General features: G+C 68.1%; 11 protein-coding genes and 1 pseudogene. 4 read left to right on the top strand and 8 right to left on the bottom strand.

Annotation, left to right across the window (positions count from 1 at the left end):
* Positions 1-261, bottom strand: a 261-nt coding sequence (locus A5744_RS24130) for a hypothetical protein (RefSeq protein WP_346425764.1), incomplete at its 3' end; no start/stop codon positions are given.
* On the opposite strand from A5744_RS24130, the pseudogene A5744_RS14255 reads away from it, so the two are divergent.
* Positions 194-1618, top strand: a pseudogene (locus A5744_RS14255) (cation-translocating P-type ATPase); the annotation flags it as partial. The gene A5744_RS24130 and the pseudogene A5744_RS14255 sit on opposite strands and share 68 nt — an antisense overlap.
* Entirely contained in the window at positions 1615-2394 is a 780-nt protein-coding gene (locus A5744_RS25050; protein ID WP_083679298.1) for an alpha/beta fold hydrolase, read from the top strand. The pseudogene A5744_RS14255 and the gene A5744_RS25050, both read left to right, overlap by 4 nt.
* 13 nt (positions 2395-2407) lie before the next feature.
* On the opposite strand, the gene A5744_RS14245 is transcribed toward A5744_RS25050, so the two are convergent.
* From A5744_RS14245 to A5744_RS14220, 6 genes are all read right to left on the bottom strand, one after another.
* Positions 2408-3160 carry a DUF4383 domain-containing protein gene (locus A5744_RS14245; protein WP_076062026.1) on the bottom strand — a complete coding sequence of 251 codons (753 nt, stop codon included), beginning with the start codon at positions 3158-3160 and terminating at the stop codon, positions 2408-2410.
* Between the two features lie 80 nt (positions 3161-3240).
* Positions 3241-4800, bottom strand: coding sequence for an AMP-binding protein (locus A5744_RS14240; protein WP_076062024.1), 1560 nt, complete (start codon positions 4798-4800; stop codon positions 3241-3243).
* On the bottom strand, positions 4797-5681 hold the full coding sequence (locus A5744_RS14235; protein ID WP_170874493.1) for an SDR family NAD(P)-dependent oxidoreductase: 885 nt from the start codon (positions 5679-5681) through the stop codon (positions 4797-4799). The genes A5744_RS14240 and A5744_RS14235 overlap by 4 nt, the downstream gene beginning before the upstream one ends.
* Positions 5682-5771: 90 nt before the next feature.
* Positions 5772-7181, bottom strand: a complete 1410-nt coding sequence (locus tag A5744_RS14230; protein ID WP_076062020.1) for an aldehyde dehydrogenase family protein — start codon at positions 7179-7181, stop codon at positions 5772-5774.
* Position 7182: 1 nt separating this feature from the next.
* A complete protein-coding gene (locus A5744_RS14225; RefSeq protein ID WP_076062018.1) occupies positions 7183-8274 on the bottom strand; it encodes an AMP-binding protein in 1092 nt (363 codons plus the stop codon).
* A gap of 138 nt (positions 8275-8412) precedes the next feature.
* The gene (locus tag A5744_RS14220) at positions 8413-9186 is read right to left on the bottom strand and encodes an SDR family NAD(P)-dependent oxidoreductase (RefSeq protein ID WP_076062016.1); all 774 of its coding nucleotides are present in this window, start codon (positions 9184-9186) and stop codon (positions 8413-8415) included.
* 187 nt (positions 9187-9373) lie between these two features.
* On the opposite strand from A5744_RS14220, the gene A5744_RS14215 reads away from it, so the two are divergent.
* Complete coding sequence (locus tag A5744_RS14215; RefSeq protein WP_076062014.1) at positions 9374-10351, top strand: amidohydrolase family protein; 978 nt, start codon at positions 9374-9376, stop codon at positions 10349-10351.
* Here A5744_RS14215 and A5744_RS14210 read toward each other — a convergent pair.
* Entirely contained in the window at positions 10348-11277 is a 930-nt protein-coding gene (locus tag A5744_RS14210) for an oxygenase MpaB family protein (protein ID WP_076062012.1), read from the bottom strand. The genes A5744_RS14215 and A5744_RS14210 overlap by 4 nt on opposite strands.
* Before the next feature lie 102 nt (positions 11278-11379).
* Here A5744_RS14210 and A5744_RS14205 point away from each other — a divergent pair, with 102 nt between their 5' ends.
* Positions 11380-11973: a TetR/AcrR family transcriptional regulator gene (locus tag A5744_RS14205; protein WP_076062010.1), complete on the top strand. Its 594-nt coding sequence runs from the start codon at positions 11380-11382 to the stop codon at positions 11971-11973.
* The last annotated feature ends 35 nt before the right edge of the window (positions 11974-12008 follow it).

Raw genomic sequence — 12008 nt, 5'->3', positions numbered from 1 at the left:
CTCGGGGGCGCCCTTGAGCATCAGGAGCGGCGCCGACCCGTTGGTGCTCAGCGTGCCTATAGCGGCGGCGAAACCGCGGCTGGACTCGAACGGCACCTCGGCAAGCATCGCCCACTCCGAATCACCTTGACCGGCAAGTGAATCCGCCGCGGTGATGATCGCTTCGTCGGTGGCGTGCGCATGTCCTTGTCCCTCTTGCGGTTTCGCCGCCGCTATAGGCACGCTGAGCACCAACGGGTCGGCGCCGCTCCTGATGCTCAAGGGCGCCCCCGAGGTGGTGCTGCCGCGGTGCCGGTTCGCCGACCCGGACACCGACCACGAGCACGCGGAGTCGCTGGTGCGCAGCCTTGCCGAGCAGGGCTTGCGCGTGCTGGCGGTGGCGCAACGCGACTGGGAAAACGGCACCACCGACGACGAGGAGACCGACGCCGACGCCGTCGACGCCGCCGCCCAGGACCTGGAGTTGATCGGCTATGTGGGTTTGGCGGACACCGCGCGGGCGTCCTCGCGCCCGCTGATCGAGGAGCTGGTCGCCGCCGACCGCAACGTGGTGCTGATCACCGGCGATCACCCCGTCACGGCACGGGCGATCGCCCGTCAGCTGGGCATGTCCGAGGACGCACGGGTGGTGACGGGTGCCGAGCTCGCCGGCCTCGACGAGGACGCGTGCGCCAAACTCGTCGCCGACGTTCAGGTGTTCGCCCGCGTCAGCCCGGAACAAAAGGTACAGATTGTCGGCGCGCTGCAGCGTTGCGGCCGAGTGACCGCGATGGTCGGCGACGGCGCCAACGACGCGGCCGCGATCCGGATGGCCGACGTGGGCATCGGGGTGAGCGGTCGCGGTTCCTCGGCCGCCCGCGGCGCCGCCGACATCGTCTTGACCGACGACGATCTGGGCGTGCTGCTCGACGCGCTCGTCGAGGGCCGCAGCATGTGGTCCGGCGTTCGTGACGCGGTCACGATCCTGGTCGGCGGCAATGTGGGCGAAGTGCTGTTCACGATCATCGGGACGGCCCTCGGCACCGGCCGGGCGCCGGTGGGGACCCGTCAGCTGCTGTTGGTCAATCTGCTCACCGACATGTTCCCCGCGCTCGCGGTCGCCGTCACCTCGCAATACGTCGAACCCGTCGAAGGCGATTACGACACCGAAGACGAGGCCGACGAGGCGCGGCGTGAACACCAACGCGCGGTGCTGACCGGGCCGACACCCTCCCTGGACGCTCCGCTGATGCGCCAGATCGTCACCCGAGGCGCCGTCACAGCCGCCGGGGCGACGGCCGCCTGGGCCATCGGCCGCTGGACGCCCGGCAGCGAACGCCGCACGGCGACAATGGGATTGACCGCTCTGGTGACGACGCAGCTGGCGCAGACCCTGCTTACGCGACGGCACAGCCCCCTCGTCGTGGCGACCGCGCTGGGCAGCGCGGGCGTGCTGGTCGGCATCGTGCAGACCCCGGTCGTGAGCCAGTTCTTCGGATGCACGCCGCTGGGGCCCGTCGCCTGGACGGGCGTGCTGGGTGCCACCGGCGGCGCCACCGCGATCTCGGCGCTGGCGCCCAAGTGGTTGGCCCGAACGGTCGGTCTGGATGACGAGGCCGACGACGAGGGCCAGGCGTGAGCGACCCGGCCCGTTTTCCGCACGACCCGGCTGGCGTCCCGGATGCGGATGGAGCGCGCGCACCGGGACATCTGCTGCGTGCGCTGGAATGGCGCACCGGGCTCGAATACCTGGCGGCCCGCCGCGGCTTGCGGCGGCGCCTCGCCGATTGGCCGCGCGGCGACGGGCATCCCGTGCTGGTGATCCCCGGGTTTCTGGCCGGCCCCCTATCGACAGATCTACTACGAAATGTCTTGCGCCGCTTGGGATACCGGGTTTACGACTGGGGCCTCGGGTACAACGTCGGGTACCGCGCCAGCATGAAGGAGACGCTGCCGGAACGCTTGCGCCACATCCGCGAAAGGTCCGGCGGCCGCCGGGTCAGCATTATCGGCTGGAGCGCCGGCGGAATCTATGCCCGCGAGCTGGCGCGCGCGTTCCCCGATGAGGTCCGATCGGTGATCACCCTGGGCTCTCCGTTCCGCGGTAACCATCGGGCCAGCACCGCCTGGAGAGCATGGCGGCTGCTCAACCGCGGCACCGACGCCACCGACGCGGTGGCGGAATCGGCCCGAGGCCGCCGCGAGCGACCGTTGACCACGCCCACCACCTGTATCTACAGCAAGACAGACGGGATCGTCGCCTGGCAGTGCTGCACCAGCCTCCCCGCGCCGCGCACCGAAAACGTCGAAGTCCACAGCAGCCATCTGGGATACGGCCACAACCTGGAAACCCTGTCCGTCATCGCGGACCGTCTCGCCCAGCCGGAAGACGGCTGGCAACCGTTCCACCGCTGACCATCCGGCGGTGTCAGTGGTGACGTATCCAGACGACGATGACGACGACGGCCGCCAGGACCGCCAGGGCCACCGGCCCGACGGTGGCGCGTAACCGCACCGCCTCGGGCGCCCGCGCGGTCCCCGGTGGTTCCGGAGTTCTGCGACGCGCGGTATGGACGTCGACCGGCGGCGTTGACCCTGGCGGGTCGCTCGAGTCGGGCGGACTTGGGTTGTCAGGCGCACCCGACTCCCGCGCGGGCACTGCCGGGGTCGGAGGCTGTCGCGGATCGCGTCGACGCCCGCGCCGCCGCACCCAGGCCTCGTCCCCCAACTCGTCGGGAATCAACCACATCAGCAGCCCGAGGTTGACCACCGCCAGCACACCGTGCAGCGCGACATCGGCGGCGTGGAACCCCACCGCCGTCGGCATGTCGCGAGACGTGGCGACCGCGCTGAAAAACAGCAACACCATGTAGGCCACCGCGCTCAGCGCGGTCACCGCTACCGCCGCGCGGCGATGACTGACAGCCGCGATCGCCACCAACCCGAACGCCAGCAGGATCGCGCTGTGCGCCGGAGCCGTCGCCAGGCCGAGAACCGGGACGCCGGTGGGCCCGGCATGTGGATGCAGGGCCGCCGAGACCAGCCCGGCAATGCCGAACGCGCTTACCAGCACGCCCTCGGCCAACAGGAACCAGCGCCCGTTGCGGAACCGCTTCGGGTCCGTGCGGACCCGGCGCAACCCCGACGTCAACCCGGGAACGTGCCCCGCCGTAACCGGCATCGCACACCTCCACGTGCACACAAGAGTCTTGCGATGTCGGCTACCCACAAATGGGCGGCACTAACGCCGGCGCGGCCTCGCTATGTCTCGAGCAACTTGCTTCGGATGACCTTGCCGGCGGGATTGCGTGGAATGCTGCTCACGACCTGGATGTCCCGGGGCTGCTCGAAGCGAGAGACCTTGCCCTTCAAGTACTCCCGCAACCCGGCCTCGTCGATGTCGCGCCGCGCGACGATGAACGCCGCCAGTCGCCGACCGAACTGCTCGTCGGGGACGCCGACGACCGCGGTCTCGGCGACGTCGGGATGATCGGCCAGCGCGTTTTCCAGTGCGCGCGGATAGACATTCTCACCGCCCGAGACGATCATGTCGTCTTCGCGGCCGACGATGTAGAGCCGGCCCGAGTTGTCGAGGTAGCCCATATCGCCGGTGCTGGTCATCCGGTCGATGATGTCCTTGGCGCCGCCGCCGGTGTAGCCTTCCGCGCCCAGTTCACCGCCGACGAAGATGCGACCGGTGACCCGCGGCCCGACCGGTCTTCCGTTCCGGTCGAAAATCCGCACCGGGCATCCCGCGACCGGCCGGCCCACCGTTTCCGGGGCGTGTCGCAGTTCGATCGGCGTGGCCAGAGCTCCGATGCCGACCTCGGTGGAACCGTAGCCGTTGTAGAGGATGTCGCCATAGGCATCCATGAACCGACGGGCCAGGCCGGGATCGAGACGCTCACCGCTGGATATCACTACCCGCAAGGACGACAACGGGTTTCGCGCCCGCACCCGTTGCGGCAGGTCGAGAATGCGCGCCAACATGATCGGGACCACGCTCAACGCATCGGCACGCTGCAGCGAGGCCCGCGCCAGGGTGGCCTCGGCGTCGAAGCGACGATGGGTCAGCACGGTGCCGCCCAGGCTTACCGTCAGCATCAACATGCCGAGCCCCAGGCCGTGAAACATCGGCACCGCGACCGCGATTCGCGATCCGACACGCAGCCCGGTGCGCTCGAGGATTGTCATGCCGACACCGATGCCCGAACTCATCCGCGGTACCCGCGGGACACCCCGCGGCACCCCGGTGGTGCCAGACGTCAGCAGAACGAGCCGGCCCGAGTCGGCGACCTTGGGCCGTGATTCACCACGCGCAGGCTCGACGGTCGCCGGATCGATCACCCTGACGGACTCGCCCGCGCCGCGTACTTGATCGGCAAATTCGTTGTCGCAGAACACCGTTGCGATATCGTGTGAGCTCAACGCGCCGGCCAGCGCGTTGACGCGAAACTCCGTGTTCACGAGCACCACGTCGGCGCCGACCAGGGCGGCGGCGAAGGCCGAAGCAGCGAAGTTGCGACCATTGCGACACATGATCCCCACCGCCTGGCCGGGCCCGACACCGTCGAGGGCGAGCCCCCGCGCCAGCGATTCGGTGTTCTCCTGGAGCTCGCGGTAGGTGATCGCGCCGTCGTCGTCGATCATCGCGGTGCGGGAAGGCCAGCGGGCCGCCGCGACGGCCAGCAGGGTGTAGAGGTTCGTGCCCCCTCGATAGACCTCGCGGACCAGGCGCGCCACCCCGATCGGCGCGGGCGGGGTCAGCAGTCCGGAAGACAGCAGTGCCCGCGCCGTCGTCGCGACCACACTTTCGGTCATGCACGATCCTTGCCGGTGCTCGCGAAGAACCGGCGGTGCCACAGCCGGGCGGCGCGCTCGGCGGGCCCGGCCAGCAGCACCGAGGCCAGCTCGGCCGGCCAAAGCCAGGGCGGTTCGTTGCTGCGGGGCCGCTCGATGATGGTTTTGGCGATCGCGTCGGCGGCCTCATCGGGCGACAACCCCGGCAGCCTGCCCAGCAACGGCGTGGGCGCGATCATCCGGGTGCGGACCAGCGCGAAGTAGACCGACGTCACGTCCACGCCGTCGGCATGCAGTTCCGGCGCCACGCTGCGCAGCCAGCGATCGAATGCCCCCTTGGACGCTTGGTAGGCGCCCCATTGCGGTCCCGGTACGACGCGCGCGGCGACGCTGGACACGTTCACGATGTGCCCGGCGCCGTTTTCGCGCATGGCCGGTAGCAGACCGAGTAGCAACCAGATCGGCCCGAGGTAGTTGATGTCGATCGTGCGCTGGAAGTCGTGCGGCCGGTCGTACTGGTGGTGCAGGGAGCGGCGCAGCGACTTGCCGGCATTGCTCACCACGATGTCGAGCGCCCCATAATCCTCGGTGACCTGTTTGGTGAGCGCGCTGACCGCGGCCTCGTCGGTGAGGTCTGTCGGGTAAGCGACCGCCGTGCCGCCGCCGGCGTTGATCGAGGCTGCGAGGTCGTCGAGCCGTTCCGCGGATCGGGCGACAACCAGCACGGTCGCGCCCGCCGCGGCCAGTCTGCGGGCCGTCGCCTCGCCGATTCCGTAGGAGGCGCCCGTGACCATCACGGTCTTGCCGCACACAGCGGCGCGCAGCTTGTCGGGATCCGATATCCGCGCCGGATTGGCCAGTCGGTCGGTAGCCCTCTTAACGGCCTCTGCTATTACGTTCACCCTCACCGCATTCACCGAAATGGCTGACTAGTCCTGGTGGCGCGCTCGGCCCCACGTTACTCGACTCGCAACTACGGCTACCAGACCGCCTTAGTCGCCGATAAAGCCCTTGGTGCGCATCAGGACATCGGCCAAAAATCCGTCGTGCGGGATTTCGGGCGCCGAGTGGAAGGTCGGGTAATGGCCGCGGTACACGTTGGCCACCGTGGGTTCGGCGAGCAGGTCGTCGATCAGCTCGTCGTCACCCGTGATCGCGGTGACCACCAGCGAATGCCGCAGCGGCGCCACGCCGGCACCGCGTGACCACGGCGATACCCAGACACACGGGAAGGGCAGCTCGACGTTGAGCGTGTTATCGAGCTTTCCCGAGCCGGGCTCGGCGAGTAGATGCACCGCGGGCCGCAGTGCGGCAGCGCCGTCACCGAGGTGGGCAACCACCTGGTCGGCGCCGAGCAGCGGCGTCGTGCCCGCCGCCTTGGCCGCCAGGTAGCCCGCGATGGCCCGCGCCTTGTCGATGGGTTGGGTGGGCAGGACGGCGCGTTCGTCGTCGCTGGGCAGCGGCTCGATCGTCGCCAACCGCGCGGCGATCGCCCGGGCCAGCGGGCCGGGGTCGCCCTCGTAGAGCACCGCGGTGGTGTTGACGCACGCCATCCCGCCCAGATTGGCGATCGAGTCGACGGCCAGGTCGATGTGCTCGCGCCAGTCGCGGTCGGCGGTGATCAGGATCTTCGCCCGCCCAGGTCCGTTCACGATGACCGTCGGATCGTTGGCGTATTTGTCCGCCACGTCCCGGCCGCCGTACACCATGGCCAGGTCGGCCGCCCGGACGATCTCGTCCGCGCCGCCGTGGTCGGTGGGCAGATACACCGCGTCTTCGGGGCGAAATCCCGCCTCGCGCAGGGCATTCACCAGCCGGTGTGCGGTCAGCGGCTCACGGCGCGACGGACGCACCGCGACGCGGTAACCCAGCGCGAGCGCTTGCGGCCACAGGCCGTGCACGCCCGGGCCGTTGCCGGCGGCGGTAACCGCGAAAACCTCGCCGCGCCGCGCCCACACCGCACCCCCGCCGCGGGCGAGCTCGTCGCGCCAGTCGACGGCGGCGCCGACGGGCCGACTTGGCCGCACCGCATCGAATGCCGAGGCGACCGCGGCGGCCACGCCGCGCGCCCCGGCGCGCGTGACCGCGATCGGCAGCCCCGAAATCCGGCTGGCCAGCCCGACATAGCCCTCGAAGTCCAATCCGGCGATGACGGCGGTGGAAAAGATTTCGGCCGCGGCGGCCAGAGCCCCTTCGCGCCGGGCGAGCGGCAGCGGCCGGACCCGTCGTTGCGCGCTGATGGTGCGCGAAACATAGAGCGGCGGCACAATACTGAGCTCGACGGCCGGCGCACCGGCCGTGGTCGTGACGAGCTCACTGTTGCGGGTTCGGTACTCCCCGCTGGACCCGAGCGCGTCGATTTGCACTAAATCGGCTGTGACACCGGGTGTTTCGCCAGACATCTCAGTAGACACCCTCGATGACCGCCTCGCCCTCGAAAGTCGTGACGGGGCGCACCGCGCTGACCGAATCGCTGATTTCGGCTGCGGGCCCGGGCATCCGGATCGCCATATCGCGTTCGACGTTGTTGGGTATGAACATTCCTTTGCTGACGTGGTTCATCACGACCTGGCCAAGCCGGCCGTACGGCACCCGTTCTCCGGTGTCAGGATCGACCACCCAGAACACCACGTAGGGCGTGCGCGGATCGAAGACGAACGAATCGCCGTCGGTGCGGGTGACGGCCTGCGACAAGACCATGGTGCTACCGAAGGCCATCGTGATCGTCGTCTGCGGGAAGATTTCGCGCAGCAGATCGAGGGTGTCGGCGTCGACATGCGCGCCGCTGAGCAACAGGTAGCCGATCTTGGCGTTCACCAAGTCCACCACCTGATCGTCACGGGCAATCGCCTCCAACAGCGGTGGGGTGGTGTGCAGATTCGCGACGTTTTGCGTCCGCAGGATGTGGACGGCCTGCTCGACGACGTGGTCGACGTAGGCCGCGACCTCGGTTCCCGCATTGCGAGCGGCGAGCTTTTTGACCCAGCGGGGATCGATGTCGATCGGGTGGAACACCGACCCGAGGCGCTCGGAGACCAGCCGGGAGAAGTAACCCACACCGTGGGGGCCGCTCGGCATCAGGCAGAGGAAGCCGCGGCCGGCCAGAAAGCCGCCCGCGGCGAAGTCCTCCGTTTGCCATCGCACGACTTGGGCGATCCAATCCGGCAGTTGCACAGTACGTTTCGGGGCGCCCGTGGTGCCGCCGGATTCGAATATCTGCGGCAGCGGCGCGTGGGATCCATAGCCGCGCGGGATGAGGTCCTCGACCGGCACGCTGCGCAGCTCGTTGACGAGGTTGGGAAACAGCCGCAGATCCGCGAAGGTCTTGACGTCGGTCAGCGGGTTGAAGTCCAGCGTCCGGGCCATCCGCAACCAGAACCGTGAACCGGTCTCTTCGCCGAAGTGCCAGCCGATGGCCGCCCGCAGGTAGGCCTCGGGGTCCGGCACGGGCATCGATCGGGGGACGTCCAAGAGCGAAAAGTCAACCGGGGCCATGGCATCGATCCTGTCCCATTGCCGGCCCGCCCGCCACGCTCGTCTTACCCGCCGGGCATACGGGCCCTGAACGTTGTTCGACGCCGCGGCAAAATCGAAGCGACTAGCGGGTTTTCGGCGTGCGGCCGACGACCTTCCTCAACCGCCGGTGCGTCCGAGTTCGGACGCGACGGCCTCGTTGAAGGCGGGATAGATGTCGTCGTAAACCCCGCTGCGTTCGGCGAACCGGAACGCCTTGACACGCTCAACGACAATCTCGTCGGCCTGTGGCTGGGATTGCAGCAGCGACATCGTCTCGGTGACGTATTCATCGAGCGGCATTGCGTCGGGGTCGAATCCGCGCTCGCCCTGCAACGCGGTCTGCACTTGCGGCGGAATGACTTCGATCACCTGCACGGAAGTATCGCGCAGTTGGAAACGCAGCGACTGGGTGTAGGAGTGCAGCGCCGCCTTGGTGGCGCAGTACGTCGGTGTGAAGGCGCTGGGCACAAAGGCAAGACCCGACGTGATGTTGAGTATCGCGGCGTGCGGCCTCCTGAGCAGCGACGGCATCAGGGCCGAGGTCAGCCGGATCGGACCCAGCAGATTGATGGCGATGGTCCGCTCGGCGGTGCCCACCTCGCCGTTGATGAGGTCCTCGACCCGCTGGATCCCGGCGTTGTTGATGACGACGTTCAGGTCGGGGTAGCGGTCGGTCAGCTCGATGGCGAATCGCCGGATGCCGGCCGGGTCGCTTTGGTCCAGCGACCAACTTTCCATGCCAGGGTTGGCCTGCGCGACAGCCTCCAGCAGCTCGCGGCGCCGAGCCGCAATGATGACCTGGTTGCCCAGCCGGTGGAACGATTCGGCCAGGCCGCGGCCGATCCCGCTGCCCCCGCCGGTGACCAGGACGGTATTGCCCGTCATCTGCATCGCGGTCCCCTCCTTCGGGTTTCGTCACGGTCCGCTCACCTGGCCGACGTTGCCTCGTCAAGGCGCGGCTGCCAGACCGCGTGAAACTGCACGTTACCCAGCTCGCACGGGGCGTCAAGGATGCGCACCCGGCTCGGGTCAGGCAGGCTCACAGGCGGCGGCGTGCGACGCGCAGTGAGGAGTGCCGATGCGCTACATCGCTCTGGAGGAAGCGTTCTTCATTCCCGAGCTGGCCGATCTCCAGCCCGCCCATCAGCGTCTGATGCAGCATTTCCAGCCCGCGTTGCGCGAGGAGTGTGAGCGCCGCCTGTCCGATTTCACCGAATACCGGCTACCCGATATGGACAGCGCCGGCATCGACGTCCAGGTCTTGTCCCTGACGTCCCCGGGGCTGCAAGTCGACCTGGACGCCGAGAGGGCGCGCGACAACGCACGGTTCGCCAACGACTATCTGGCGAAAGTCATTGCCCGGCACCCGGATCGATTCCAGGGGTTTGCCGCTTTGCCGCTGCAGGATCCCGGCGCCGCGGTGGCCGAGCTGGAGCGCGCCGTCACCCAGGACGGGCTGTGCGGAGCGCTGGTCAACGACTGCATCACCGGCCCCGGCGGACGCTACTTGGACGCACCCGAATATGACGAGCTGTGGTCGGCACTGGAATCCCTTGGCGTACCGCTGTATTTGCATCCCGGCGCACCGCCTGCCGATCGCTGGCGTGTCATCGACGGGCGCCCGGAACTGTACGGCGCGACGTGGAGCTGGGCGGCCGAGGTCAGCGGGCACGCGCTGCGGCTGCTGTTCGGCGGCGTGTTCGACCGCCATCCCACGGCGACGCTGATACTGGGACACATGGGCGAATTCCTGCCCTTTCAGCGCAGCCGGTTGGATTCGCGCTACGCCACGCTCGCGACGGCAAATCCGTTGCCGCGCCCGCCGTCGGCCTACCTCGGCACCAACATCGTCTTCACCAACAGCGGGGTGTTCTCGCCGGCGGTCATGATGGGGGCGGTGCTCGAGGTCGGCGCAGACGCGATCATGTTCTCCATCGACTACCCCTATGAAACCTCGCGGGAGGCGGTTGACGGGTTCGAGCGGACAACGCTGAGCGCGAGCGACCGGGAGAAGATCGCGCACGGCAACGCCGAACGCCTGCTGCGCATCGGTTAAGCGGCCGGGCGGTTGTGCAGCCCGCGTGGGTCGACACCGGCGCGACGCCACGCCGCGGCCGCCCAGGGCGTGTAGACGAACCAGAGCGGCAACCGGTTGACGACCGGATTCAGCGCACGCACGGCCGCCGCAAACCGCTGAAATCGCCTCTCCTTCTTGGCATCCCACTCCAGTTCGCACACCTCGCGCATTTGCGCCGGCATGGTTCCGACCAGAACGAGGCGGGTGTAGGCGTTGAGCGGCGGGGACAAAGCCTTCCAGACCGGCTTGGGAATCCAGCGTGGCCCCGGTATCCCCTTGCGGATGTAGCCGGTGCCGTACAGCACGGTTTTGTGCGGCACGAACCGCTCGAGCATGTCGTCCCAGTAGGCGACGAACTCGTCATAGGTCTGCGGCTGGTTGCGGGAACTGACGCCGTAGAGGCCGTACCAGACCTTGCCCTCGTTGAAGATCCGCTCCTTCTCCGCGCGCGACAGCCGGCGAATGAAGGTGTCGGTGTTGTAGATGACCTGGTCGACGAACGTGGCGTGGGCCCAGTAGAACAACTCGGGATTGAGCGCGTGGTATCTCGAGCCGTCGCTGATGGTGCCCTTGATCGGCTTGTGGAAATCCCGCACCCTGCGGCCCCACTCATGGGGCTCGTCGGAGTAGACGGTCTTCATCAGCGGCGGGGCGGTCCGCTTGGCCCGCCCCAGCGTGTCGCTGAAAATCACCGAGTGGTCGAGCACTCCCTGGGCGAGCTGCTCGATGCAGTTCTCGACGCCGGCCGTGCGCTGGAACCCGAAGAATTGGGTGCGGTGATCACCGTAGAACTTCCAGATCAGGGAATCGGGTCCCAGCCGCGGCAACGCGTCGGCCGTTTCGTCGTCGACGGGCATGGGCACCGCTTCGCGCACCCCGCTGTCGAAATCCTGTCCAGCGGTCATCGCAACCTCCTCCGCCCCGCGGTTGTGATACAGAGAAACAAACGAGTATCTTTGTGTCACGATAGCATCGGCGCGCCGAGATTGCCCTGGGGGTCGTGATCCATGCAGAACCGCAGCCTTGACGGCAATCTCGGTGAAAGGGCCGACCTCGAGCGCACCATCTTGGATACCGCGCGAGCGGTCTTCGAGACCTACGGCGTGCGTCGCGCGAACATCGAAGACGTCGCCGCCCGCGCCGGGGTCAGCCGCAGCACCGTATATCGGCGTTTTCCCACCAAGGACGACCTGCTGGAACAAGTGGTGCGGCGCGAAGCCGAACTGTTCTTCGCCACCCTGGACCGGGCCACTGCCGGCTGTGATCCGCGACAGGCCGTGATCGAGGCGTTCGCCCTCGGTGTGCGCCTGGTCCAGGACTCGCCCCTGTATACGCGGATCGTCGACAGCGAACCGGAACTATTGGGCATGTTCTCCCGATCGCACGCGTTCCCGATTCGCCAGTTCGCCGACGGGATCGCCAATAATCTGCGGAAGTGTGGGGCCGAAATGCCCGAGCCCGACCTGGCCGACGTCGCCGACATCCTGCTGCGCGTCGCGCTGGGCATCATCGTCTTCCCCACCGACCGACTCGACATCTCCGACGATGCGGCCGTCCGCGACTACGCCGCCCGCTATCTGGTGCCGATCATCGGCCGCTGACGGGTGTTCGACTTGTCGGTGTGCTGAATTAGCCT

The organism is Mycobacterium sp. IS-1264, assembly GCF_001954195.1.
In the GTDB taxonomy this organism is placed as follows: domain Bacteria; phylum Actinomycetota; class Actinomycetes; order Mycobacteriales; family Mycobacteriaceae; genus Mycobacterium.
This window is presented reverse-complemented; position numbering and strand designations above follow the sequence as displayed.